The organism is Marinobacter psychrophilus (genome assembly GCF_001043175.1).
GTDB classification, from domain to species: domain Bacteria; phylum Pseudomonadota; class Gammaproteobacteria; order Pseudomonadales; family Oleiphilaceae; genus Marinobacter; species Marinobacter psychrophilus.
The window spans coordinates 1,259,196-1,285,511 of the sequence record NZ_CP011494.1; the positions used below are offsets into that span (position 1 = coordinate 1,259,196).

The window sequence follows — 26,316 nt, forward strand, 5'->3', positions numbered from 1 at the left end:
AGGTTTTTACAGTTTAACGAAGTGACCTCTGCAATACGCGGCGGCACATATCGGGTGTTACGTCACCGTTTTCACCCAGTTTGTTCATGCCATTTTTCTTCAGGCCGTCGATGAGCTCGTCAATGTGTTCTTCGCCCAGCTGGTAATCAGCCAAGTGGGTTTTTACGCCCATGGATTCGAAGAACGCCTGGGTTTTGTCGATAGCGGCATCGGCTTTTTGTTCGGCGCTGCCCTCAGTCATGTTCCAGACCCGTTCGGCGTATTGCACCAGTTTGGCCTGCTTCGCAGCTTTACGTTCGCGCAGCATAGATGGCAACACGATGGCCAGGGTTTGAGCATGGTCCAGGTTATGCAGGGCGGTGAGTTCATGGCCCAGCATGTGGGTGGCCCAGTCTTGCGGCACACCGCTGCCAATCAATCCATTCAGGGCCATGGTGGCGGTCCACATCAGGCTGGCGCGCACCTGGTAGTTTTCGGGTTCGGCCAGGCACTGGGGACCAATTTCGATCAGCGTTTGCAGCAAGCCTTCGGAAAAACGATCCTGCACCGGTGCCTGTGCGGGATAGGTCAAATATTGCTCCATCACGTGTACAAAGGCATCAACCACGCCGTTGGCGACCTGCCGCGGCGGCAGGGTGAAGGTTTTTGTCGGGTCTAGAATCGAGAACTTCGGGAACACGTGCTGGCTGCGAAATGGCAGCTTTGTTTTTAGGGACTTGCGGGTAACCACCGCGCCCTGGTTCATTTCGGAGCCGGTGGCGGGCAGGGTCAGCACCGCGCCAAACGGTAAAGCTTTATCTATGTTGCCGCCGCCCTGCAGCAAGATGTCCCACTCATCGCCTTCAAACAACGCGGCCGCTGCGACAAATTTTGTGCCATCGATAACCGACCCGCCACCTACCGCCAGCAGAAAATCAATCTTTTCATCGCGCACTCGGGTAACTGCACGCATCAGTGTTTCAAAGCTGGGGTTGGGTTCAATGTCTGAAAATTCGTGAATGTCGCGCTTGCCAAGGGCTGCGGTGACTTCGCCCAGGGTTCCGGTGCTGCGTGCGCTTTCGCCGCCAAAAAGAACCATCACGCGGGCGTTGCTTGGGACCAGTGCGTCTAGCTGGGCAATTTTGCCCTCACCGAAAACAATGCGAGTGGGGTTGTGAAAATCAAAATTGTTCATGGATAATCTCCTATGTGGGCGCCAGTATACGACCGGTCTACTGGCGGATGCCAACACTTTTGCTGTTTTTCGCGATGTTTTGTGAGGCTTCAACGGACGATTTGCGGTTTTCACGCATCCGCGTAGAGACATAAAGACGGTGCTGGCCACGCCGGACCTTGCAAAGTATTTCAGCTTTTGTAACCTGCTCACGGGTTTAATGTTCACTAGGGCCCTATACTGTTGTTTGATTTAAAAACCACGGAAGAATCAACGACTACATTTTTCCGAATGGAGTGGTGGATGCAAAAGGTTATGCCGGCTGTTTTGGTGATTACGCCCAATCGACCGTTTCACGATGCATCACCGGGCCGGTAGTACGGCCCTGAGGAACTGGCTTTGAACGATTATCAATTGAGCAGTACGGTTGTGGTTGTGAGCCTCGACAAACTGGTTGCCAAGTTAGACGATGCTATTCGGGCGCTGGAACAAAGCGAATCTCTGGCGAAGTTTGGCAAATTGCCTAGGGTATTTGGTACCGCCCGTCGGGTGCTGCTTCAGCCGGGTGGCTGTGAAGCCGTCGAGGCGCGTATTCAGCGCATTGAACAGGCAGGCGTTTTTGAGGGTACGGATTGGGCCGAACCGGGTCTCTTGGTGCCGGCTTTGACCACCTACTCTCTGCAAAGTACAAATGCCGATACGGTTGTGATTGAGGCGTTCAGCGAATTACGGTTGCTGGCGGTGGTGCGCGAATCCTATCTGCACCCGGCGGTGTCTGCCGATCAGGCCAGGCATTATCTGATTCAGGTGTTGTCGATTAACCTGGGTCTTCTGTTTGGGATGACCGGCGAAGCCGAACGCGAGCAGGGTGAACTGTCGTTAATCAGCGAAGCCGTGGTGCAATATGTGGCCCAGAATATCGGCTACGAGCATGTGATTGAAAATCTGATTGAGGAAATCTGGCGCATCTTGCAGCAGCGGCCGATTCGTGTATCGGGTGTTCGTAAGATGATCACCCAGATTGCCATTTGTCGCGCAGACCCGAACGTGGATTTGGGCGCAGCCGGCGGTGGCGCTGAACGTTTGATTAGTAGCCTGTATGGCCCCACGCGGGCGTGCAGTGAAGATCCGGGAACGGTGGTTTACGAACAGCGCCTGCAGGCGATGGACGCGCAAAATCTGCAAAATGAAGCCACCGGCTTTGCCCGCTCGATGCACGATACAGGCCTTGTGTCGCCGTATCACGCCAGCTTTGTGCGCTTTATTATGGATGAAGGTCAGGATGCGCTGCTGAGCGCGGCTTTGGGGCTTTCCAGTACTGGCCGAGATTGTTTGTTGTGTTACCGGGAATTGGTGCACACGCTGATTACCGAAGGTATTTTTGCTGAGACCGCCCAAGGCCTTTACGGCTTGGCGTTGCTACTGGAGCGTGGAATTCTTTACCAGCCGCCGGTTGCGCCCGCGCTCTGGCGACAAGCCAAGCTGTCGCTAAGCCCCCAGGCCCGCGAACGCCTGCAGTTGGCCTATGGCTATCAGCCCCAAGCCAATGCCTGGTTGATTCAGGGTGTGTTGAACATGCTGGGCCAGCCTCTGGGCGTGGGCCAGGGTAACAACCCGACTTGCCAGTCGGCGCGGGCATTGTCTATGTGGGCCTATAACGACCCTGACTATCTATTGCAGATGGTGACCTGGGCTGCGCGGGATAACGAAATTGTTATGCACTTTGAAGGTGTTCCGGTGTCGTCGGCGCGCAGTGCCGCCGGGCTTGCCGCCGAGGTGACGTTTGATCTGGATCCGGTGTCGCTGGTGGTTGTGCCTCATCTGGACCGTATTTATGTGGAGATGGGGCGCTTGTGCATTGGCCGCGAGGGTGACCCTCATCGCTGGGTGAATCCTGAGTTCCACGGTTGGTCTGCCGGCCGTGGCTTTGCCATTAACGTAGATGTAGCCACTGGAAATCTGGACAACCTGGACGGGTTTTTACGGCATTTTTACGCCAGTTATCACCCCTATTACAACGGCAATCAGCCGTTGATTCACCCTCAGCCAGCAGGCATAGCGGTAACCGACAGAGCCGGGCGTTTTATTGGCTGGCACGCGATAACGATTCTGCGGGTAGCGCTAGACCCGGAAGGGCAAATGCGGGCGTACTTCTTCAACCCGAATAACGACAGCGGGCAAGATTGGGGCGACGGTGTACTAGTGAGTACATCCGGCTGTGGTGAGCGTTTTGGAGAGGGTTCATTACTGTTCGAAGCGTTTGCATCACGGCTGTATATTTTTCACTTCGATCCCCTGGAGCGGGGCGAGCTGGCAGATGTAGACCAGGAAGAACTTCAGCGGGTCGTCGAGCGGATTTACCGTAGTTGGGGAGCGAGCCGTTTACCGGCAGCATTGCAGGCCGAACCTCCGGTTTAATATCAGCCCCGCGCTATCAGGCGCGGGGCTTCAGAAACCCGCCTATGGCACCACAGCGTATGCCACGATTTCCACCAGCATTTCTGCGCGGGCAAATCCGGATACAATAATGGCCGCGCGGTTGGGGAAAGGCTCGGCGACAAACGTAGCGTATTCGCGATTTACCGCGGCCAGGTCATCCCGGTCGGTTACATAAATAAGTACTTGGGTCAGGTTGGCAACGCTGGTGCCTGCACTTTTCAGTGTGTGCTTCAGGTTAGCCAGGGTCTGCTTGATTTGCGGCTCTATACCGCCATCCACCACGTTGCCTTCGGCATCAATGGGGATTTGCGCGGTGAACAGAATGCCATTGCCCACGGTGGCCCATGCCAAGGGTGATTTGGAGGCTGGCAGGTTAGTGTTCACGGGATAGGGGTTCATTCAGGGATCCTGGGTAGTGGATAATAGAGCGTTAATGGATTTAGTCGTTATCGCTGGTGCCGGCTCCGGCGCCTTGGCGTGAGTCGTCTGATGATTCCACCAGAATTCTTATGGCCAGTTCTTTTAGCCGGTCCCACATTTCAGGTTCTACTTCGATGCCTTCGGCCAGGGCGTGTTCTTGCCAGTTGTTCATGCTGTGTTTGTCTTGATGTAGCAGGTTGTTCAGGGTTTGATCGGCCTTGAAATCGGGCATCAGGTTGACGTGGTTCACCATCACCAAGGTAATGCCGTCATTGGGTTCTGTGTCGTCTGGTATGTCGTCCAAGCTGTACATACAGATTTCCGGCGCTTCTTCGCCAGCTTTGAAGCTGACCAATATTTCCGTCAAAGGCTGGTGGGAGTCGCGCCAGAACGCGGTAACGCTCATGTTGCGTCGCGCCACCCGCGACAGGTAGCCCACAATCAGCATGCGGTTGTGGCAGTGACGTATTTTTGTCACCGACAACCCGCGCGCGCGGCATTTTACGTAACCAAGTTCGATGGCCAGGCTGGCGTTGTTCAAAGCCGTGCGGTTGTGGGCGTCTACCACGCACAGGTCGGCATCCTGGTAGATGATTTCTGGCGAATGTGACTGATCTTCTTCCAGAATGAACGCCAAGCTGCGCTTCAGGGATTGAATGCCGTTCAGGCCGTGGGCTTCCATCCACACCACCATGTCGGCGGCGTCGCTGGCATCGCCGTCGTCAAAACCGACGCCACTAAACGCCTTGCGCGACAAGCCCTGCAATTCGTTAAACGATACTTTCATGGGGCTTCTGCCTGCTTTCCGTGCTGCCTTTCTGGCTGTATTGGGAAACTCCAGTCGTCAAGCTGGTCCAGCGACAGCGCAGGGTTCGTCAGTTCAACGCCGAGGGGCGCACCCTGGAACAAGGTGATGCGAACCCAACGGTCGGATTTTGGGTCAAACCGGCCTGCGCCAAAGAACGACAGTTTCGTGCGCAGCAGGTGCATGGGTTTCATATCGCGGTGCCATAAGTTAGCGCGAATTTCGCCGTAGGGCGTAGCTGCCATGGTCTGGATACGCCGCACAATTTCTTTCTGCTTCGGGTGTGCCATCAGAAACTCGACCACCATGGCGCCGGGGTTGTTCTGTACAAACTCCGTCAGCAGGGTATAGCAGCGGCTGATACGCGGGCCTATGGCCAGTGCGGTTTCTTTTTCGGCGCCAGATTCCTCAGCACGAACGCCCAACCGAGGCTCTTCCTTTTCCGCCGAGCGGTACCAGAACCAGTAGTTGTCTTCTGCGCTTTCTTCGCTGTAGCTCAGTGCCCAGGCAAAGCTCTGCTCGATCAGCTCTTTCAACTTCCGCACTTTCATATCAGGCTGCAAATCCATGGTTTCATGGCAGCCCAGTTCATCGTCCAGGCTGTCTACCAGTTCTGGATACATCTCTATCAGCAGGGTGTTGATCAGTTCCTGCGCTTCAACCGAGCTGTGCTCGCCGGCCCAGTCGGTCAGTTCGCGATACAGCGCCGGGTGGGCGGGGGTGCGCTCCAGCCAATCGATCACTTTCTGCACCGACTGCACGATGTTCCGGTTGCGCTGGGTTTGGGCCTGATCTTCAGTAACGGTTTGCTGCAAATAGCGGTGGGCGCGAAGCATCAGCGCAAGTAACTTGTTGCGGCATTTGTCGCTGGCAGGCTGCAGGCGCGCGCAAGCCAAGGCGCGTTCGCGGCCGTAGATCCATTGCTGAATCAGCTGCGGGTGATTGATCAAAAACGGCGCCATACCCAGGCCGGTGGAGTTGCCAATGCCCAGGTAACGTTGCAGTTCCGGGGCTAGCTCTGCGGCGGTGTCTGGTGCTTGCACCCTTGCCAGGTGGTTCAGCTGCTCAATGGAGAACAGGCGCAGCACATACACGGCCAGCATTTGCGCAGAAAATGGCCGGTTTAAATCCGTGTTGCGTTCCAGTCGGGCGAAATCGGCAATGCCAAATTTGCCGTTACCGTAGACCGCTGTGGTGCGGTAAAGATAACCGACCGCCGTCAGTGCGGCTGGGTCAGGCTGTTCGCCGACGGCCAGCGCGGCCACAAACTGGCTGAAGTTGCGCAGGCTCTTATTGGCCCGCGACAGAACCAGAACCCTTGAAGACAGGCGGCCGGCTTCCTGCAATGGTACGTTGTCGGCCATGTTCTGCAGCAACTCCGCTTCCACATCGCCTTCAACTATTGCAAAGGTCGCGTCCCAGGCCTCGGCAATGACCCTGTCTGAGCGCTGTTCTGCGCGCAGTTCGCGGCAGAAAATTACGCAGTGGTAAAGCCCCTGGGGCGTGGTGATGCGATAAATAGCAGTGCCGTGGCCTTGGTCGTTCAGGTCAAACACGGTGTTGCTGATCTGCCAGCGCTCCTTGATCATCTTGCGCACCAGCGAGCGAGCAAAGCTCAGGCGGCTGGCGAACATACTGCCCAGCCGGTCTAGCTGCATGACCTGATCGGCGGGACGCAGGTTATCGGTGGTTGAAAGGGTATCGGCCCAACTCATGATCTCACCTTTGAGTGTTCTTCCAGTGTTACCGAGCCTTTCGCTGAGGTTGCACCAGACAGTTGCGGAATCAGATTCTGTTCGCGGGCCATGGCGTAGGCGGCTTTTGGGCCCAGCCAAAGCGACGGCAGCAGAACCAGCGACACAGGAATAGCGGTTATCACAATAAACTGTTGCAGCACGCTGATTTGCCCGGCGCCCATGTACAACAACACGCCAGCCATACCAGCCATAGCCAGGCCCCAGAATGCGCGTACAAAGGTGTTGGGATCGTCATGACCGGAGCTGACTACGGCGATGGAGTAGCTCATGGAGTCGCCGGTGGTGGCCACGAATATGGTGGTCAGTACCAGAATGGCCAGGGCCATAAAGCTGCCGCCTGGCAGTGCCTGGGCGACGGTAAGCGTGGCTACGTCAAAGCGGAAGTTGTTGAGGGCGTCGGCCAGATCAATCACGCCGGTCATCTGGTAGTAGATGCCTGAACCGCCCAAAAGTGTGAACCAGATAGTGGTGGCAATAGGGGCCATAACCGCCACTGCCATGATCATTTCACGAATACTGCGGCCGCGGGATATGCGCGCCACGAAAATTGCCATCAATGGGGCGTAGCCGATAAACCAGGCAAAGAAAAATACCGTCCACCACTTCATCCACCAGGCCGGTGCGGTTTCTGAGGTCATGGTTGCCATCTCCATGAACGATGACACGTACTGGCCCATGCTCTGGAAGTAGGTGTTGGTCAGGAACAGGGTAGGGCCAAAAATAAAGATAATGGCGGCAACGGCCAGCGCCAGGAATACGTTCAGGCGGCTGAGAACCTGAATGCCGCGGTGAATGCCGGTGACAGCAGAGGTTACGTAGATAGCCGCCAGCACCGCCAAAATGGCCATTTGAGTGCCCAGGCCATCTGTAAGACCGAACAGTTCACTCAGGCCAAAGCTCATTTGGGTGGCCAGAAAGCCAATCGGGCCAACGGTGCCGGCAACCACTGCGATAACGCAGCAGGCATCGACGACGCTGCCCAGCCAGCCGCTCATGATCCTTTCGCCAAACACCGGGTAAAGCAATGTGCGCGGTTGCAGCGGCTTGTCATTTACATAGTGGGCATGGGCCAGAACAATGGCAGCCAGGGTACCCAACACGGCCCAGGCCAAAAAGCCCCAGTGCATAAAGGACTGTGCCATGGCGTTGGACACGGCGGCTGCCGTGCCTGGCTCGGAGGTAAACGCCGGCGGGGTCACCACAAAGTGATAGATGGGCTCGCCTGCGGCGAAGAACACGCCGCCACCGGCCAGCAGGGTACACATAATAATAGACAACCAGCGAAAGGTGCTCATTTCCGGGCGGTCGAGATTGCCGATTTTGGCTCGGCCGGCAGGGCTGCAAGCAACGCCGATGGCAATAAAAAAGGTGGCCAGCAACAGTATCTGGAAGTAAGTGCCAAAGACTTTCGCGGTCCAGGCAAAGCCGGTACCAATGAGATCTGCGACGCCTTTCAGGTCAAACAATGAGAACCCGACAAACAGCACAATAAAGCCCACACTGAGTGCCAGTAATACTGGGTCGCCGAGTTGGGCAATAGAGTAATCACCGCCTGCCTTGATGTTGTTATTTTTCATCACGCTTACCTTTTTTTGTTAAGACACCCTGGTTTAATGGTTGGTGTTGCGCCCGCCAGTTTTCTGTTCGCCGGTCTTTAAATTGCCGGCGTGGTGCCCTCTTCAAGTTGTTTAAGCCAATTCAGGCCCATGATTTTTTGTACGTCGGTCTCGTTGAACCCTTTTTTACGCAACCCCTCTATAATGGCAGGAAAATCGCGATTGTCCTGAAACCATGTTAGCGGTCTTGGCCAGCCGGCGTTGCCTTTGTTGCCCTCGCCAAAATCCATTTCCTTTGACCAGCGCCCGTTGCGCATCCAATCCAGCACCGTTTGCGGCTGGCCTTGGCACAAATCTGTACCCAGCCCTATGTGCTCAATACCCATCAGATTGGCGGTATCGGCCACCATGTCGCAGAAGCTTTCCAGGGTGCAGTCCGGCCCGTCTTTCAGATGGAACGGGTACACCGAGAAGCCCAGCAGTCCGCCGCTTTCGGCGATGGCTTTTAGAACCTTGTCTGATTTATTGCGCTTCGCCGCATGGAACGTCGACGGATTGGCGTGGGAAATAATGACCGGCCGGGTCGACAGCTTGATGGCCTCCAGCGTCGATTTTTCCGAGCTGTGGGACATATCGATTATCATGCCGGTACGGTTCATTTCCGCGATAGCTTGGCGGCCAAAGCGGGTGATGCCGTTGTCTTGTGCTTCGTAGCAACCCGTTGCCAACAGGCTTTGGTTGTTGTACGTCAGCTGCATGATCATCAGGCCCATACGGCGCATGACCGCGATCATGTCGATGTCGTCTTCAATGGGTGAGCAGTTCTGCGCACCGAAGAAAACGCCGATGCGGTTGCTTGCGTGGGCACGCTGGATGTCAGCCGGCTCGTACACCGGCATGATCAGGTCCGAGTGCTGCTCAAAACGCCGATTCCATTCGCCAAAGCGGGTCAGGGTTTCGCGGGTGTTCTCGTGGTACACCAGCGTGGCGTGCACGGCGGTAACTCCGCCGGCGCGCATTTGCTCGAATATCTCACGGGACCAGTTGGAGTATTGCAGTCCGTCTATGGTCAGCATGACATGGCCCTCGTTATGCCCGCACGTAGCAGGTTTTTACCACGGTGTAGAACTCGCGCGCGTACTGGCCCTGTTCGCGGGGGCCAAAGCTGGAGTTTTTACGGCCTCCGAAGGGCACGTGGTAGTCGGTGCCTGCAGTGGCCAGGTTCACCATTACACAACCGGTTTCGGCACGGGCTTTGAAATCAGACGCCAGCTTCAGGGAGTTTGTAATAATGCCCCCGGTCAGGCCGTACTGGGTGTCGTTCAGAGTGGTAAGGGCGGCTTCATAATCCGCTACGCGGATAACGCAGGCGATAGGGCCGAACACTTCGTCGCGGTTAATGGCCATGTCGTTGGTGGTGTCGGTGAACAGCGCGGGCTCCATGTAATAGCCTTCGGTTGCCATTTCAACGCGGTTGCCACCAAAAACCAGGGTGGCGCCGTCGGCCTGGGCGCGTTCAATCCACGCCATGTTGGAGTCCAGCTGGCGTTTGTCGGCGATGGGCCCGATCTGAACGCCTTCGTGCAGGGCGTGGCCAACGGTGGCTTTTTCCAGGCGGGCAATCAGCTTGCTGACAAACTCGTCGTGAACGGCATCGGTCACAATCAGGCGTGACGAGGCCGTGCACTTCTGGCCGCTGCCAGAATAGGAGCCGTTAAAGGCGGCTTCTACGGCCAGGTCTACATCGGCATCGTCAACCACGATCAACGCATTTTTAGAGCCCATTTCGAGCTGGCATTTCACCAGGTTGGCAACGGTAGCAGACGCTATGCGGCGACCTACTTCCAGGGAGCCGGTAAAGGTCAGGGCCTGAATCTGCGGGCTGTTAATCAGGGCTTCACCGGTTTCGCCGCCGGAACCCATTACCAGGTTAAATGTGCCTGCCGGAAATTCCTGGCGGCTGATGATTTCAGTCAGCGCCCAGGCGCTGGCGGGCACCAGGTTGGCGGGTTTAAAGACGACGGCGTTACCAAACGCCAGAGCCGGTGCAATTTTCCAAACTGCGGTGGCCATAGGGAAGTTCCACGGGCTGATAACGCCCACCACGCCCAACGGCTCGCGGCGAACATCTATTTCTACGCCTGGGCGCACGGAGTCTGCACGTTCGTCAATCTGGCGCAGCACTTCGGCGGCGTAGTAATGGAAAAACTGACCGGAGCGATACACTTCGCCTTTGCCTTCGGCCAGGGGTTTACCTTCTTCCCGCGATAGTAATTCACCCAGCTCCTGCTGACGCGCAATCAGCTCGTCGCCAATGGCCATCAGAACCTTGTAGCGCTGTTCCAACCCGCTTTTGCTCCACTGCGCGAAGCCCTGTCGGGCGGCGCTAATGGCCTGTTGGGTCTGTTCGGCGCTGGCCTGGTCGTACTCGCCGATCACATCGGTCAGGTCAGACGGGCTGGTGTTGGTGATGCGCTTGGCGCCGGTGACCCATTGGCCATTAATGTAAAGTGGGTGGGACGTGCTCATGAAGTTCTCCTTTAGTCTTTGTACCTATACTACTGCGGGTGGCATAATAAGAATAATCAATAAATAAGATTTTTTGATAAGAAACCTTTATTGGTTCACTGGGGAAACCGGTATGCCGCCCGAGCTTAAAATCCAGCAGTTGCGCTATGTGATTACGGTGGTGGAAGAGGGAAGTTTTCACGCTGCGTCACGACGTTTGCACCGTACCCAGCCGGCGCTGTCGATGGCGGTGCGGGAGCTTGAGCAAAAGTTGGGGCAGAATTTGCTGGAGCGGGGCAGCAAGGTGCGTCTGACGCCGTTTGGTGAATATTGCCTACCAAGGTTTCGTGATCTGGTGAACCAGCACGACCGCATGACGCGGGACGTAGCCGCTCACGCAGATGGTCGCGAGGGACACATTCACATTGCCACAGTGCCGTCGGTGGCCAGCCGAATCATGCCGTCGTTTCTGGCGCGCTTTATTACCCGTTTTCCCGATGTGAATATCAGCCTGCACGACGAAAATGCCCATTACGTGTGCCAGATGGTGACTAACGGCGAGGTGGACCTGGGTATTACCAGTTTGTGGCAAAACAGTGAGGAGCTGCACTATCGCCATTTGTTCGAGGATAAAATTGGCGTGGTGTGTCGTCGTGACCACGCGCTGGCGCAGCATAAAACTCTGGATTGGCAGCACCTGCGCGGCGAAAAGCTGATTGGTAATGGTACCTCGCGGTTATTGATGAGCACGGCGGCGGCCGAATTGGTGGAGAACAGCGCCTTCTATATATCGAATATGATTTCTCTGCTAGCGATGCTTGAAGCCGGAGCCGGCGTGACCACCCTGCCGCAGTTGGCGTTCCCCGAACAGAGTGCCAGCTTGTGTTTTATCCCGCTGCACAATCCGGACGTAGTGCGCCGCATTGGTCTAGTGAAATCTGCCAACCGCACCTTGGCACCGGCGGCCCAAGCGATGGAGGCGTTTGTGCTGGAGCAGCTTTGGGCAGATGCGGTTTAGTGGGAAGGGGGCGGATTTGAAATTCGTCCCCGGTTGTTGCATCGATGTTTTACGGCAACGAAAGGCTGGCACAAAAAAAGCCGCAATGGCGTTACCCGTTACGGCCTTTTTGCACGCCTGGTGTTTACTGCGTTTTGCAGGTTTTAATGCCGAGCAGTGAGTAGGCAGGGCAGTTACCGATCAGCGCGGTGGCCAAGGGTACAACACCAAACCAGCCCCAAGACGTTTGTGGGCCGACAAATACCAGTGCCAGAAGGACAACGCCGATGAGTGCACGGATGATTCGATCTGCAGATCCTATATTAACGCTCATAGTCTGATCTCCTTGTATTGGAGCAGTACAACGCCGACGAGTTTACGAGTGATTCGATTCGCAAGTCGCATATTAACGGTCATCGTCTGATCTCCTTGTATTGAGGTAGTGCGACGATGCGAACTTTAGTCCTGCCGCCTTTGTAAGTCAGTGATAAAGTCACAGTGGAGGCTTGGGAAAGGTCTGCTGAGTCGTAACGGCTGTGAATTCTCAGGGGTTGGCGGTGGAAGGTGATGATCACAAGTCAATCTGGGAGCGAGGCGCGTCTATGCCGGGGCACTCCGCAACCGGTAACAAAGCAGTCGGTAAAACGTCCGGTTAGAGGCTACCGTCGGATCAAAGCCCAGTCTTCACCAGGGTAATGGCGGCAGCCAAGGCGCCTGCAAACAACAGGCAGCATACCGACAACGCCATATTCCAGCGCAAAGAGGCGACTTGGGCACTGTAACCGGTCAGGCGCTCCAGTAGCAGTGAATTGGCCGAGTACGGCGTACCCGCAGTGGTAAGGCCCCAGCCAGAGACCATGGCGATACCCAACCCAAGAACCGCGCTCACGGGCCAGATAGGCCCGAGCACACCGCCAGTCAGGGTGCCGATAACAATCGGGTTAAATCCAATCATACCGCCCAGAAAAAACACCGATGGAATCACGAATGCGACCATCGGATAGGCCCAGCCCGGCAGGTTGAACCCTGCACCCAACCACTGAATAGCAAAGGTGCTGATCAGTACCCCGAGAAAGGCTGAGCCTCCAACTATCACCAGTTCATTGCTTATCGGCGCCATCGACGGCAGGGTAATTTTGCTGCCCTGTAAACGCCGATGCGCCAATCCGATCACTACTGCACCGAGGCAACTCAGCGTCACCGCCCGCGAGTAGCTGAGATCAAAGTAGCCACTGAAGGCGAATGTGGCCCCGCAAATCGCCCCAATAACGGCGGCAAATCTCAGCCAGGGCGCCATACGGGCCAGCCTTGTGCTTTGCTCGGGTGCTTCGACAGGCTGGTATCCTGGTGATTCGGGTTCAAGAAACAGCGCCCCTATTAGCAGATAACTCACGGCCAGTGGCAGACTTATCGCAATAATTTGCCAGCTGTGCAGGGCGGGTACCAAGGTCACGGTCAGCACAATGGAAATCGATAGCGGTGAGAAAATCGGCGATGCGCCAAAACCGCGCAGTGCACCGCGAGACGCATTGCGAGTGATGGCAGAGTCGCCTTGCTGGTCTTTTTCACTCTGGATCATGGTGGCGACCACACCGACCGAGCCAAAATTCAGCGGCATCGACAGAAAGGCGGTGCCGAATGTCACGCTGTAGTAGCGGGCTAGCGGCGAGCCGGTAAACAGGCTCTTGGAAATCAGTCCCAGATCAGCGGATTTACCCAGCATGGAGGACAGCAGCATTACCGTTATGATGAGCGCCGTCAGACGGGTCATGCTGGTAGCCGCGCCGATCAGCGCACTCGGCTCAATAGCGATCGCAATGATCGTCATTATCGTGAGCAGGCCGAACAGCAACCGTGCTACCAATCGAAGGTCTCGCCAGCCCAGGATAATGGCGCTGAAGATCGCGATCGCACCCAAAACCCCGAGCTCCGGCAAAAATGACAGCACTCCGGCGCCCAAGGCCAGGTAGGTAAGCGTGGAGCGCAGGTTCAGCAGGGATGCGGCGGTATTCCGGCTCATGAGCTCAGGCGGGGCAAAACATCTGTCCATCCAGTGACCAAGAGGTATCTTCCTTTAAAGGTAATATTTCTCTACAACGGTGGTAATAACGTCGCCGCCGTCAGCGCCTGAACCTCAGCCAGGGTATTGTCGCCATAGAGTTCCCGCACCCGTAAACCCTCGTCGGTAACATCGATAACCGCGAGATCGGTGTAAATGCGCTTGACCACGCCTGCTCCGGTCAGTGGGTACTCACACTGCTCCAGAATCTTGGGCTCGTTGGTCTTTGTGGTGTGGCGCATCAGCACGAACAACTGTTTTGCACCCACCGCCAGATCCATGGCACCGCCAACAGCCGGTGGAAACTTGTCGTCGTTGGTGGCCCAATTAGCCAGATCGCCGGTTGCCGAAACTTGAAATGCACCCAGCACCGCAATATCCAGATGGCCGCCGCGCATCATCGCAAAGGATTCGGCGTTGTCGAAGTAGCAGCCGCCTTTGAGCAGCGTCACATACTGCTTGCCGGCATTGATCAGATCCGGATCAATTTTGTCAGGCTCTGGCGCCGGCCCCACGCCAAGAATACCGTTTTCGCTTTGATAAATAACCTGTTTATCATCAGACACAAAGTTGGCAACCGAGGTCGGCATGCCAATGCCAAGATTGACATAGGCGCCGTCTGGAATGTCCTGGGCCACCCGACTAGCCATCTCATTCATATTAAGCCGTATCATGTTGCTGTACCTTTTGAACCACTACGCGATCAACAAATATCCCCGGCGTCACCACGTGCTCCGGGTCAAGCTCACCGACCTCAACCACGGCGTTAACTTCGGCAATGGTGATTCGGGCGGCGGTTGCCATGATGGGATTGAAATTACGACCGGCTGTGTTGTAGATCAAATTGCCCCAGGCATCTCCCCGGTGCGCTTTGATCAGTGCCACATCAGCAGGCATGGCGGTTTCCAGCACGTAGCCCTTGCCATTGATCACCTTAGTCTCTTTACCGTCGGCCAGCCGGGTGCCATAACCGGTGGGTGTATAAACCCCACCCAAACCAGCACCAGCGGCGCGGATACGCTCCGCCAGGGTGCCCTGTGGCACCAGCTCCAGCTCAATTTTTCCCTCTTCGTAAAGGCGCTCAAACCAGATCGAGCCGGACGAGCGTGGGAACGAACACACCATCTTACGCACCAGACCGTCCCGCAATAACGACGCAATGCCTTCTTCAGCGGTGCCGGCATTGTTGGAAACAATGGTCAGCTCACGGGCACCGTGCAGGCGAAGCGCTTCGATCAGCTGCATCGGAATACCGGAATTACCGAAACCGCCGATCATCACAACACTGCCGTCTTCAATATCGGCAACCGCGGCTCGCAGGGATTCACAGATTTTGTTAATCACGATTGTTCACCATTGCATGGGTTGCGGTTAACCGGGTTTGAGCGACATAGGCCGCCGTACCCATTGGTGCCACGCGTAGATCAGTCCGGCCAGACTAAAGCCAATAGCATCCGTCACGATGTCGGGATAGATCAGCACGACACCGGAGATCATCACCAGTATTCGCAAGGGCCAGGCCAGAACGCCGACCCGGTAAAGATACCCCTCCATAGCGGAGGCCATCAGCCAGATCGCGGTTACGGCTGTCACCACAGAGACCAGAATGTCGCTCAGGGCGCCCTGAAGAATCAGCGACGGGTTAAGCACGAACAGGAACGGAAGGATGAATAGGATGCCCCCAAGCCGCATGGCATATAGCCCGGTCTTGCTGGCGTTAGCACCGGCAACGCCGGCAGCAGTAATCGCCGCCAGGGCAACCGGCGGCGTGATGTACGACATCATGCCCCAATACAGAATGAACAGATGGCTCGCCAGCGGATTCAGACCGGCATTGACCAGCGCGGGCGCCAGCAGAATGGAGAGGAAGATGTAGCACGCACTGACGGTCATCCCCATGCCCAACACAAAACTGGTCACTGCACCGGCCGCCAGCATCAGCGGGATGCTGCCATCGGCGTAGAGTAGCAACTCGCGGGAAAAGGCACCGGCCACCCCGGTGTAGGACAAACCACCGACCACCAGGCCAATGCCGGCCAGAATAGCCACCAGGTTTGAAACACTGGTGGTCAGATCCAGGATAAACGCCAGCGCGCGCTTGAGATTGAGCCGGTGCCGGCGCTTGAACATTGAGATGCCTAACAGCACCACTGTGGCGTAGTAAGGCGCATAGGCCTCCAGCCGCATGAACAGCAACATGTAGATCAGCATGGCCAGGCTGAACAGGTAGGGCCAACCGTCTTTCAGGGTCTCTTTCATGCTCGGTATGTCCGCTTCCGGCATGCCCTTGAGACCTCGCTTGGCGGCGTAGATATCAACCTGAAAAATCAGTGCGAGATAGAAAAGCAGCGCCGGCAGGAAAGCGGCAATGATGATCTCCGAGTATGGTACCCCCAGAAACGACGCCATGATAAAAGCCACTGCTCCCATAATCGGCGGCATAAGCGTGCCACCGGTAGAGGCGCAAGCCTCAATCGCAGCTGCGTAATGGGCGGGGTAGCCGGTCTTCTTCATGGTGGGAATGGTAATTGGGCCGGTGGTCAGGATGTTGGAGATCACGCTCCCTGACAGGCTGCCAAGAATACCACTGGATAACACGGACACTTTGGCCGGGCCACCGCGACTGCGGCCCATGAGTGCCGTGGAAAAGCGCATGAAAAACTCGCCCCCGCCGGTAACCGTCAACGCAGCACCAAACACCACAAAACCGATGACGAGTTGCGCCACCACCTGCATGGGAATACCGATAATGCTCTCGACACCCATAACGTGCGCACGAATGGTTTCGGCCAGGCCATATTCATTGCCCCACAGAAAACCGGGCATGGAACCGGCGTAAAGTGGGTAGGTGCCGAATAGTAACGCCACTGCAAGCAGCGGCCAGCCACCGCAACGACGAACACCTTCCAACACCAGTACCAGCAATACTGCAGAAGCAGCAGTCGCCTCGATTGGCGCCATATAATCCCAGCCCAGCTGGATCATGATCAAGCCGTGGTAGCCCAGGTAACCACAGGCGCCCAGAGCCGCCAGCGCCAGTGGCCAGTCGTACCAGGGGACCCGATGACGAGCTCCCGACCAAGCCGGAAAACAGAGGAAGGCAGCCGCAAGAAAAACACCGATCAGATAATAAAGGTAGGCGTTGCCCAGCGGCTGGAAACCGAGAATTTTCAGGTTAAACGTTTGGTTAATCGCCATCAGCAAACCCAGCGTACCCAGACCCATAGCGCACCAGTAGGCGAAGCCCTGGAGACGGCTAGAAGGAGATTCAGGCGCATTGGAAGGTTTGGCGGTGACGTCCGATGAGGCTTTCATATAGAGAATACTCTGGGAAAAGGGGCCAAACCGGAAGACTGCGGAGCGCTCCCGGTTGGCGCTTGTTCAGTTAAAAATCACAAGGAACTCAAAGTTTCCAGACGATGCTTTTCCCAGATAGTCGCGAACTCTTCGTCGCTTTTGCCTTCCGCTTCGGCCAAGGCCTTAGGCCAGGCATCCCGCAGTGCGTTCAGGCGCTCGGTACGCTGATCGTTCCAGGCCTGGTGCTCCTCGGTCCAGATACCTTTTTCTTTCAGGTAACGGATGGCGCCGGCGTGAAAAGGCACATCGATAGCCGGGGTGCCGGCTTCAGACAGGCGCCAGCGGGGCATAACCGCAGTGGCGTCCTTATACATGTCGTAGGTCTCATCCAGTGCCTTGATGAAGGTATAGACAAGCTCCGGATCAGTGTCCGCACGAACGGTCAGCACCGGGTAACGGTAAGCCAGAATATCCACCGGGTTCTCTTCGCTGATGCCTGCACCAATCGTCTCGGTGGAGGGTTGGAAGAATGGTGCCACTGCCTTCAGACGCGCCCAGCCTTCCGTGTCTTCAGCCGGCACTTCCAGCCAGCGAATGCCACGGGGCGATTCGGCCAACTCGTAGACATGACTTGGCGTGGTGGTGGTGCAGGAAGCATCAGCTTCATTGCGGGCTAGTGCGCTCATGGTGTTGCCGTAAGTGGGAAACATGATGGCTTCTACGTCGTCCCGGGTCAGACCGGCAAAGGCCAGGAATGCATCGCACTTGACGTTGATCGACGGGTTGCCTGCAACGTAGGCAAAGCGCTTACCTTTCAAGTCTTTCAAGGTTTTAATATTGGCATCGGCGGCGGTGAAAATACCGAACGACGACGGTCGGCCAGCAACAGCACGAAGATCCTGAGGGCCCCAACGGCGGGTGGAGAAGTCGTGGATACCTTCAGCCGCGAAAAACGTTTCGGTGGCCAGGAAACTGAAGTCGGCACGTTCGCTGATCAATGGCTGCAGGCGACCAATGGCAGAACCTGATGGTTGAATGCGTATACGGGTGCCGTATTTCTTACCAAACGCATCGGCAATGGCGGAGGCTTCGGCATAACCTGCCGATCCAACGTCATACGACGACCAGGTCATGGTGTCAGGCAGCGCGGTTTCGGCGCTGACCGCGGTCGCGCCGAGGGTCATCATGGTGGTGAGCACAGTCGCGGCGGTTGCTGTTAGCAACGGGCGGCGCAGAGCAAAGGAGTGAATCATTGAGGGTTCCCTACATTATTGTTTTACGGTCTTGAACTCTTTCTGCCAGCCCGGCATTGAATGCAATACCACAGCAAAAAAAACCGTGAGGCAGGCAGTGCAAATTGAAAGTAGACCGTAGTACTGACCCTAGTCAATAATTTTCTTAAACTGATGAATTATTTTATTGTATATTGAGAAAATAACTTAAAATAAATGAATGAATTTGCACAGAATTATTCAAATAATTCTATTTTTCTGTTAAAAAACAATTATTTATATTTTATTTTAAAATAGTTTTCTGTGAAATCAAGAACTACAAAGCAAATCTATAGTTTGCAGAGCGAAATACAGGGCTTACTCAAGCGAATGTTGGAAGTGGCTTCCAACACAGCTTCCAGTAAGCGCCGGGTGATCCACCGTTTGCGAGATCCACTGACGAATCTCATCTCGAATGACGCCGATAACGAGTTGCCGGCGCTCGGCGTGCATACGAGACACCACGGACGCAACACTGATAGCGACACGATGCTCGCTATCCGGCACTTTAAAAGCCACCCCAAGCGCTGCGACTTCCGGCACGATACGCCCGTTGTTAAATGCAAAGCCCAATCGGCGGCACTCGCTCAGGCCGTACCCCACCTCGGCCGGGGTAATGCCAGAGTAGCGTTCATAGCGCTCCTGGTTCTTTATCACCATCTGGTTACCTTCCTTAAGAGGCAAAGCGGCCAGCAGTGCCATTGCGCCTGCACCTATGCCCAGGGGCCTTCGTGCACCCGCCACTAGGGTATTGGCACTGATGGGATACGTGCCTTCGGCGAGGTCAATGCACACGGAATCGCGATTGGCGAGTATGGATAGGTAGGTGGATTCTTCGGTACGCCGCGCAATGCTGGCCAGCATCGGTCGCAGGTGGTGACGTAACTTTAAGTCCGGTGCTACCGCTTGTGCTGACTCGGCAATTTGCAGCAGCTCAAAGCCGACATGATAGGTTTTGGCGTAAGGATCAAAGTTGAGTAACCCTTCATGAGCCAGCGCTGTCAGCAGACGATGCGCTGTGGCCGTGTTCATTCCCACTTCCCTGGCAATGCGGGACAAGGTGCCTCCAGTCGGGAAGATTTTCGCAACCGTGCGCAAAAGCAGTGAGGCTTTCGCCAGCGTTGTGCTGGACGTGAACGGCCGAACTTTAGTCTGATTGTTTTCGGTGGTCATGGTTAATCTGTCTACTAGAGTCATTTGTTTTACCGGGCGGAAATTCGCCGGTAATTCATATTTACCATATGTTGATAAGATTATCTCAGTTAATAAGATAGTATCGGAATGATTGGGAAATCTGATATGAACAGGTCAAAAAAGACCGAAGTAGGAGCAAGAAAAGAAGACAAAATGGTTAAAAACGACGACATCAAAGCTTGGGTGCTTTTCGCAAACAGCGCCTGAGCGACTCCAAAAAGCCGTCTTTTTAGGGGGTCCGAGTTGCCCGGGAAGTGAAGCATTCCTTGGTCGATGCGGGCTATCATGAAGAAGAAGGTCTTCAGGCCCTGAAAGAGAGGGGCCGCGTCCGGCAACACAAATCAATGCTCAAAACGCTTCTGCCGCGTTGTCTTTTAGGCCAGCGCTGCGGTGAGTACCCAAAACCCAGGAAGGATTTATGTCGCAACACAGTATTCTGCACACCTTGGCGCCCCAGCTACGGCAGCAGTTTGCAGAGCAGACCCAAGTGATGACATTCCCGTCTGGCCAGGTTCTGTTCAATCCTGGCGAGCGTTGCCAAGGCTTGCCACTGGTGCTCAGCGGGGTTGTTAAAGTGCAGATGACCGGCGCTTCCGGCAACAGCATTGTGCTTTATCGCATGGGCGCGAACGATATCTGCACGCTGTCTATCGGCTGCTTGATGACCGGTTTTGGCTACCGCGCAGAAGCCAATGTGGAAGACGAAGCCGAAGTGATCATGGTGCCGCGGCCTTTGTTCGACCGGTTGATGGACCAATCTGACGGTTTTCGCCAAGGTATTATGGAATCTTATGGCCGCCGTTTGGATGATTTGATGCTATTAGTGGAAGAGGTGGCTTTTCGCCGTATGGATGAGCGCCTGAACGAATGGCTGCAAGCGCGGGCCGAGCGCAGCCCGCTGTTGATTACCCATCAGGATCTGGCTATTGAGCTGGGCACCGCGCGAGAGGTGGTTAGCCGTTTGTTGAAAGAACTGGAGCGTAAAAATCAGGTGCGTCTGGCGCGGGGCCGCATCGACATACTGATGGACAAATGAGGGAAGGCCTCCGAATGAACGCCGGGCGCAAACACAAAATCCGTCCGCGGGTGATTATTCTGCTATTGATTGTGTTGCTGGCGTTGCTGACAGGTGCTTTTTGGGTGAAGCATAGCTGGGAAGCGATGCTGGCGAAGAACAACATTGAGCAGGTTCAGTGGCGGGGTACCCGGTTGGGTCTGTACGGCGTGTCGGTCGCCGAGCTGACGGTTATTCAGCTAGGCCATGAACGCCGCCTTACAATAGACACTCGCGATATCACTCTGGGCTGGCGCTGGGGAGACGGCAGTCAGTGGCAGTGGAAAAACGGGTTGCTGCAGTTGAGTACTTTTAACGCGCAGCAAATGGAACTCGAGATTGTTGCGACAGAGCCTGCGCCAGCGGTTGATGCTTTTTCTGCCACACCCGCTTTCTCCGTATTCGAACACATGCCGCCGCAACTACCTCTCCAACTACCCTCGTGGCTGCCCTCACGCATCCGTGTCCAGCAATTTCAGGCCATTCTTCCTTGTGTCAGCGGCAGCTGCTTGCTGCAAGGGGCCTTGGATATTCAGCAAAGCGCGCAAGAAACAGGCAATGGTTTCCCTATAAATGCGAGTTTGTCTCTGGAGCACCAAGGGCATCGGGTCGATTTTGTTGCAGAATTCGCTGCTATTAAAGAACTCTCCTTGATTAAGGGGCCTGTTTCAGTCAAAGAAAAGGCCTTGATTGAAGGAAGTGCCTTGATGGGCAAGGATAGTGCTGCACCCGGTGAGCAGGGACTGCAGATGTCAGCAACCGTTGATATTGACCGTACGCGGAATCTGACTCTTGAAACACGCTACCGCCCGCTTGTGTCGGGCACAGAAATACACTGGCAAGGGTCGCTTGCTGTGCCGGAGCTGCCCAACGCAGAGTGGCTGATTGCCTGGGTGCAGAGCTGGACCCCGTTGCCCCGGGAGGCGAGTTTTGCCCAGCCAGAGCAGGGCTCGGTAAACGTCCGTTGGGATTTGCAGGGGCCACGCCAGAGCTTTTTCGCGAAGGCGACAGGCACGGTCAATGCCGAAGCCCGGGTGCCACAGCCCTGGCCGGTGCCGGGCTTGGGCAGTGTAAAGGGTAATTTGGCTCTGACGTTGGCGCTTAGCCAGGGCAACTGGCAACCACAAACCCTAAGCGCAGACCTGGTACTAACGCAGCCAGCGCAGTGGGCCGCGACATTGCCCGCGCAGTTGCGCCCGCAACAGCTAGAACTGTCTGTGCGCCCGGCCTCTGCTTTATCTGGAACGGCATCTGCACTGCCTGGCGTAAATGAAACGGGTGTAAACAAAAATGCAACGAATGCGCCCCTTCCGCTGCAAGTCGCCCTACGCAGCCGCGGCGCAGCTGATATTAACGTTGATGCCCACTTGGCTATTTCTACTTCGGCGCCCTGGCAGGTGCAGCTGGCCCGATCCCGGCTTACAGCAAACCGGGATCGGTTGGATATTGGCCAGTGGCGTATTGATAAGCCCAAACTGGATTTGCTGATGAGCGGCGAACTGACATTGACAGGGGCAAATCTGACCTTCGCACCATCATCTCGTGTTTCTGCCACTCAGGTTAAATCGCTGGACGGCGAAGATGCCGAGGCGCTTGAGCTACAAAATCCGCAATTGACACTGACTGGCAACAACCTGTCGGCAGGCTTCAACACCGCCCAGGCGACGTTGGAGAGCCTGTCATTTGGCGGGCCTTTGGACATAAGCGTTGAGCAAATAAAACATCCTCAGTTGCTGACGCAAGGCTGGAAATTTAACGGCAAAACGAAAACCGATACCAATAGCCTTCAATGGTCGGGAATAGCCAGAGCGAACAGCGGTACCTCCGCTAATATCGACCTAAAAGTTCCTTATGGCAGCGCGGCCTCGCAAGCCGTTGACATGAACGCGCAAACGCGTGTGAGCGGTAAACGGGAAATTGACGGCTTGGGGCGGGTGCTTGTGGCCTGGCCGGAATTGCTGGACGCCAGCGGCGGCACTATAAGTGCCAACGTGAACGCACAGCGGCTGCCCGGCCAACCGTTGGTTGTCGATGGCAAGCTGGTGTTTCTGGACGTTGGTGGTACCTGGGATCGCACCGCATGGCGCAACATGAATGGCACCGTTGAAGTCACGTTGAAGTCTGACCAGTTTCAGGTGTCGACATCGCAGTTGACCTTGGACGAAATCAATCCCGGCGTTCCAATCGGGCCCGTCGTCCTGGCCGGGGATTACCTTGCGCCAGCACAGCAGCCAATGGCGGGGCAGCTTACCTTAACCCAGGCCAATGCCGGTGCCTTGGGTGGGCAGTTGAACATCGCGTCGGGCCGTTGGGATTTGGCCTCAGCTCCGGTCACCGTGCCGCTGGAATTAGACCGTTTAGATCTGGCGCAGTTGCTACGGGTGTACCCGGCAGAGGGCCTGGCTGGCAGCGGAATGCTCAGTGGTTCCATTCCGCTGCTGATAGACTTGGCCACGGGTGTACGGGTGAAACGTGGCCGCCTGGGTGCGTTGGAACCGGGTGGCGAGCTGCAATTGAGTGCCGAACGGCTGCGCGCCCTGGGGCGAAAAAACGAAACCATGGAGTTAGTAACGAGAGCTTTGGAAAACTTTCGTTATTCCGCCCTCAGCAGCGATATTGATTACGACGAAAACGGCACCTTGATGCTGGGCCTGCATTTGCGAGGTAACAGCCCGGAGGTGGGTGATGGCCGTGCTGTGGTGTTGAATATTACGATCGAAGAAAATATCCCCGCCTTGCTGACCAGCTTACAGCTAAGCGGCCGGGTGACAGATGCGGTAGCCGAGCGGGTAGAAAAGCTGCTTGAAAAGCGCGAGCGCGAAGCGGCGGAAGACCTGATAAAGTAAGTGGCAATACAGGAGCATATTATTATGACGTACGCTGGTTTGAATGCTTTTCGCCCGCTAACGGCGATGCTTGCGGGCTTGTTGCTGGCTACTGTGGTGTCTGGTTGCACGCCCACGGTGCGGGTGCAGGCACCCCAAGAGCCGATTACAGTCAACCTGAACGTAAAGATTCAGCACGAAATTTATGTGAAGATCGATAAGGATGTGGACGAGTTGTTCAGTGAAAAAGGCCTGTTCTAGGTTCGCAGTCCTGTTACAAACATTGGACGATAGCGGGTGTAGGTACCAAACAATCGAGAGTGTGCGTACCCAAGAACAAAGTGTGTACGCATATGATAATCAAGGAGTTAAACATGACTATTTACCAGCGCATCGCTGCCTTGCTGTTAACGATGAGCCTGAGTATTCCAGCGTTTGCCATGAGCCTCGATGAAGCCAAAAATGCTCTGGATTCTGCAAAAAGCCAGGGTTTGTTGGGTGAAACGCCGTCGGGTTATCTGGCTCCGGTGACGCCTGATACCCGAGCCCGCGATATTGCAGAGGCCATCAATGATGCCCGTCGCGAAGCGTACACAGGCATTGCTCAGAAGAACGGCATTGCAGTGTCAAAAGTGGAAGCTGTGGCTGGCCAGAAAGCGGTTGAGAAAACTCCGGCCGGGCAATACATTGAAATGGACGGCCGCTGGGTAAAAAAATAAACCGGTTAAAGTTTGAGCGCTTGGTGCCGATACCCGTTGCAACAGATCCTGCTGTTTGTGAATTGCAGCCTGAACGTTTGAACGAGGTTTTTTGCCATGGTTTCGCCTTTATACGGTCCGCTTTTGCCGTCATCATCACAGCCATCACTTCAGTCGCGGTCTCAATCGCCGTCTCAATCAAGCGCCACCAACGAGGCACAGGCGCAACGCCGTGGCTCCCCGTTCTCTGGCCAGGTAAATAACGGCCAGGCCGGTGATGGAGCGAAAGCCACAGAATCTGCCAGCAAATCCCAGCCCCAGGTTATTCGCACGCCTGAAGATGCCATCAACGTGCTGCGTTCGCGCTTGCAGCAGCAGATGGAGCAAAGCCTGGGCAAGCTTGAAGGCCCCGGCGCCGCGGCAGCGCGCAATCTTGGCGGTGGCTTTCAGCCGCCGTCCGCCGCGGACGTGGCGGGCACTGTCCTGAGCTTTATTCAGCTGCGGCTGGAACAGGAAGCAGCGGCCGGAGCCGACCCTGAACGCCTGGCTAATCTAATGGAGCAAGCCCGCTCTGGTATTGAAAAAGGCTACGGCGAAGCCCGTGAGCAAATTGAAGCCTTGGGGTTGATGAATCCTAAGTTGGCGAGCGAGATTGATGACGGCTTCAACCGCATTCAGAACGGCTTGGACAAACTCGCCGAGCGCTTTTTGGGCCAGCCGGCACCCGCTGGCGGTGCCGAAGCGGTTAGCCGCAGCGGTATGCAGGTTGAATCCGCCTCCCGCGGCGCCTTCCGTTTTGAAGTGACCACTGCCGATGGCGACAAAGTGTCCATTTTGATGGAAGAGAGCCGTTACTCAGCGGTTCAAACCCGTTCAACAAGCAGCGAGAGTGGTGAGTCGAATTCACTGACTGCAATCAATGCTTCTGCCGGGCGCTACTCGTTCAGTGTGGAAGGTGATTTAGACAGTGGCGAACGCGAAGCCATTGCCGGCTTACTGGAACAGGCGCAGGGCGTTGCCGGGCAGTTTTTCCGCGGCGATGTTCAGGGTGCGTTTGAATCCGCACGGGGCTTGAATCTGGGCGGTGAAGAATTGGCCAGTTTCAGCCTGAACCTGTCTTCCAGCCGCACAGTATCGACCACGGCCTATGAGTCCACCTCTGGCCAGCCGTCGCTGGCCAGCCAGTTGAGGCCGTTGGCCGGGTTGGCTCAGGATGTTCGCGAGCTTGGGCAGGGTGGTATCGACAAGGGCCTTGATACCACCACGCTGAATGATCTGGTGCAGAGAATGCTGGACGACCAGCAAGATGCGATTAACGAAAGCGCGACCAGCGATCGCCCGATGATGGACGAATTCATTGGCGCCATCCTCAACGGTTTGCAGCCCGGTTAAGCTTAGCTCAACCCAGCTCAGCTCATCCCGCCAGGTGCTGAGCCAGAAACACCAGCGTGCGGCCGCGGGCCAACGCCGCCGCACGCTGGTTGTAAGCCGGTCGCCCCCAACAGTTAAAGCCGTGATCCACTTCCTCGTAGTTGTGAATGCTGGCGTGTTTCTGGCCGTTAAAAGCCCTGCGCACTTGATCGACGGCGCTGGTCGGTATTAATCCGTCTAGCCCGGCGTAATGGAACAATATGGGTTGGCTTATCTGCCCTGCCACGTTCAGATGGTTTTGAATCCCGCCACCGTAATAGCTGACAGCGGCGTCTGGCTTGCCGCTGGCGGCGGCCCGATAGGCCAACTGCCCGCCCATGCAAAAACCAAGCACACCCACTTTGCCAGACACTTGCGGCAATCCCCGTAGATGTTCAATGGCGGTCACAACGTCTTCTGCTGCCTGGCTGAAGTCGGTGCCTTTCATCAGTTCAAACGCTTCGGCGGTGCCCGCTTCGGTATAGCCCAGATTGGTTCTGGTTTGTTGGCGCCAGAACACATCTGGCGCCAGCACCACAAAGCCGTCCAGCGCATACTGCTCAGCCACGGCACGAATGTGATCGTTTACGCCCCATATTTCCTGAATTAGCACCAGGCCAGGGCCTGTCCCAGCTGGTGGCAATGCCAGGTAGCCGGAAAACGTTTTTTTATCGGCGGGTGAAATCGTAATCCATTTTTCTGATGTCATTTCGATGCCTTTCAATAGCTGCCGGTTAACATTAGGCGCCTGTAAACAGATGCCGGTGAAATATGGCGAAATGTGGCGTTCGAGTGAATTATTCTGCGAATACGTTGGTCACCATGGCTAGCTTTGGAGTGTTCGTCCATCATTGCAGCTAATAGTCCTCTGAT

The 26,316-nt window shown here is 55.8% G+C and carries 22 protein-coding genes; 7 read left to right on the forward strand and 15 right to left on the reverse strand.

The window, feature by feature from the left end; translation table 11 throughout:
* Positions 1-13: 13 nt before the first annotated feature.
* Positions 14-1,174 (reverse strand): iron-containing alcohol dehydrogenase, encoded by a 1,161-nt coding sequence (locus ABA45_RS05605; RefSeq protein ID WP_048384662.1) that lies wholly within the window; start codon positions 1,172-1,174, stop codon positions 14-16.
* Positions 1,175-1,552: 378 nt separating this feature from the next.
* On the opposite strand from ABA45_RS05605, the gene ABA45_RS05610 reads away from it, so the two are divergent.
* A complete protein-coding gene (locus ABA45_RS05610) occupies positions 1,553-3,571 on the forward strand; it encodes a hypothetical protein (RefSeq protein WP_048384663.1) in 2,019 nt (672 codons plus the stop codon).
* A gap of 42 nt (positions 3,572-3,613) precedes the next feature.
* On the opposite strand, the gene ABA45_RS05615 is transcribed toward ABA45_RS05610, so the two are convergent.
* The 6 genes from ABA45_RS05615 to ABA45_RS05640 all read right to left on the reverse strand — a co-directional run bounded on the left by ABA45_RS05615 (position 3,614) and on the right by ABA45_RS05640 (position 10,659).
* On the reverse strand, positions 3,614-3,991 hold the full coding sequence (locus tag ABA45_RS05615) for a RidA family protein (RefSeq protein ID WP_048384664.1): 378 nt from the start codon (positions 3,989-3,991) through the stop codon (positions 3,614-3,616).
* Positions 3,992-4,031: 40 nt separating this feature from the next.
* Positions 4,032-4,799, reverse strand: coding sequence for an Ldh family oxidoreductase (locus tag ABA45_RS05620; RefSeq protein WP_048384665.1), 768 nt, complete (start codon positions 4,797-4,799; stop codon positions 4,032-4,034).
* The gene (locus ABA45_RS05625) at positions 4,796-6,532 is read right to left on the reverse strand and encodes a hypothetical protein (RefSeq protein ID WP_048384666.1); all 1,737 of its coding nucleotides are present in this window, start codon (positions 6,530-6,532) and stop codon (positions 4,796-4,798) included. Before ABA45_RS05625 ends, ABA45_RS05620 begins: the two co-directional genes overlap by 4 nt.
* Entirely contained in the window at positions 6,529-8,151 is a 1,623-nt protein-coding gene (locus ABA45_RS05630; protein WP_048384667.1) for a BCCT family transporter, read from the reverse strand. Before ABA45_RS05630 ends, ABA45_RS05625 begins: the two co-directional genes overlap by 4 nt.
* 77 nt (positions 8,152-8,228) lie before the next feature.
* Positions 8,229-9,206 carry a dipeptidase gene (locus ABA45_RS05635; RefSeq protein ID WP_048384668.1) on the reverse strand — a complete coding sequence of 326 codons (978 nt, stop codon included), beginning with the start codon at positions 9,204-9,206 and terminating at the stop codon, positions 8,229-8,231.
* 13 nt (positions 9,207-9,219) lie between these two features.
* Positions 9,220-10,659 (reverse strand): aldehyde dehydrogenase family protein, encoded by a 1,440-nt coding sequence (locus ABA45_RS05640; RefSeq protein ID WP_048384669.1) that lies wholly within the window; start codon positions 10,657-10,659, stop codon positions 9,220-9,222.
* Positions 10,660-10,771: 112 nt separating this feature from the next.
* On the opposite strand from ABA45_RS05640, the gene ABA45_RS05645 reads away from it, so the two are divergent.
* Positions 10,772-11,656 carry a LysR family transcriptional regulator gene (locus tag ABA45_RS05645; protein ID WP_048384670.1) on the forward strand — a complete coding sequence of 295 codons (885 nt, stop codon included), beginning with the start codon at positions 10,772-10,774 and terminating at the stop codon, positions 11,654-11,656.
* A gap of 124 nt (positions 11,657-11,780) precedes the next feature.
* On the opposite strand, the gene ABA45_RS05650 is transcribed toward ABA45_RS05645, so the two are convergent.
* The 7 genes from ABA45_RS05650 to ABA45_RS05680 form a co-directional block, all read right to left on the reverse strand.
* Positions 11,781-11,969 (reverse strand): YgaP family membrane protein, encoded by a 189-nt coding sequence (locus tag ABA45_RS05650; RefSeq protein WP_048384671.1) that lies wholly within the window; start codon positions 11,967-11,969, stop codon positions 11,781-11,783.
* 336 nt (positions 11,970-12,305) lie between these two features.
* A complete protein-coding gene (locus ABA45_RS05655) occupies positions 12,306-13,655 on the reverse strand; it encodes a hypothetical protein (protein ID WP_048388729.1) in 1,350 nt (449 codons plus the stop codon).
* Between the two features lie 71 nt (positions 13,656-13,726).
* Positions 13,727-14,368 (reverse strand): 3-oxoacid CoA-transferase subunit B, encoded by a 642-nt coding sequence (locus tag ABA45_RS05660; protein WP_048384672.1) that lies wholly within the window; start codon positions 14,366-14,368, stop codon positions 13,727-13,729.
* Positions 14,355-15,038 carry a 3-oxoacid CoA-transferase subunit A gene (locus tag ABA45_RS05665; protein ID WP_048384673.1) on the reverse strand — a complete coding sequence of 228 codons (684 nt, stop codon included), beginning with the start codon at positions 15,036-15,038 and terminating at the stop codon, positions 14,355-14,357. The genes ABA45_RS05660 and ABA45_RS05665 overlap by 14 nt, the downstream gene beginning before the upstream one ends.
* Before the next feature lie 27 nt (positions 15,039-15,065).
* Positions 15,066-17,009, reverse strand: a complete 1,944-nt coding sequence (locus ABA45_RS05670; protein WP_048384674.1) for a TRAP transporter permease — start codon at positions 17,007-17,009, stop codon at positions 15,066-15,068.
* 77 nt (positions 17,010-17,086) lie between these two features.
* A complete protein-coding gene (locus ABA45_RS05675) occupies positions 17,087-18,244 on the reverse strand; it encodes a TAXI family TRAP transporter solute-binding subunit (protein WP_048384675.1) in 1,158 nt (385 codons plus the stop codon).
* Between the two features lie 336 nt (positions 18,245-18,580).
* On the reverse strand, positions 18,581-19,459 hold the full coding sequence (locus tag ABA45_RS05680; protein WP_227506137.1) for an IclR family transcriptional regulator: 879 nt from the start codon (positions 19,457-19,459) through the stop codon (positions 18,581-18,583).
* Positions 19,460-19,874: 415 nt separating this feature from the next.
* On the opposite strand from ABA45_RS05680, the gene ABA45_RS05690 reads away from it, so the two are divergent.
* The 5 genes from ABA45_RS05690 to ABA45_RS05710 all read left to right on the forward strand — a co-directional run bounded on the left by ABA45_RS05690 (position 19,875) and on the right by ABA45_RS05710 (position 25,425).
* Positions 19,875-20,492: a Crp/Fnr family transcriptional regulator gene (locus tag ABA45_RS05690; protein ID WP_048384678.1), complete on the forward strand. Its 618-nt coding sequence runs from the start codon at positions 19,875-19,877 to the stop codon at positions 20,490-20,492.
* Positions 20,489-23,356, forward strand: coding sequence for an intermembrane phospholipid transport protein YdbH family protein (locus ABA45_RS05695; RefSeq protein ID WP_227506138.1), 2,868 nt, complete (start codon positions 20,489-20,491; stop codon positions 23,354-23,356). The genes ABA45_RS05690 and ABA45_RS05695 overlap by 4 nt, the downstream gene beginning before the upstream one ends.
* A 24-nt stretch (positions 23,357-23,380) precedes the next feature.
* On the forward strand, positions 23,381-23,596 hold the full coding sequence (locus tag ABA45_RS05700) for a YnbE family lipoprotein (RefSeq protein ID WP_048384680.1): 216 nt from the start codon (positions 23,381-23,383) through the stop codon (positions 23,594-23,596).
* Between the two features lie 113 nt (positions 23,597-23,709).
* Complete coding sequence (locus ABA45_RS05705; protein ID WP_048384681.1) at positions 23,710-24,054, forward strand: YdbL family protein; 345 nt, start codon at positions 23,710-23,712, stop codon at positions 24,052-24,054.
* 96 nt (positions 24,055-24,150) lie between these two features.
* Complete coding sequence (locus ABA45_RS05710) at positions 24,151-25,425, forward strand: DUF5610 domain-containing protein (RefSeq protein ID WP_048384682.1); 1,275 nt, start codon at positions 24,151-24,153, stop codon at positions 25,423-25,425.
* Between the two features lie 22 nt (positions 25,426-25,447).
* On the opposite strand, the gene ABA45_RS05715 is transcribed toward ABA45_RS05710, so the two are convergent.
* Positions 25,448-26,152, reverse strand: a complete 705-nt coding sequence (locus ABA45_RS05715) for a dienelactone hydrolase family protein (RefSeq protein WP_048384683.1) — start codon at positions 26,150-26,152, stop codon at positions 25,448-25,450.
* Positions 26,153-26,316 lie beyond the last annotated feature (164 nt).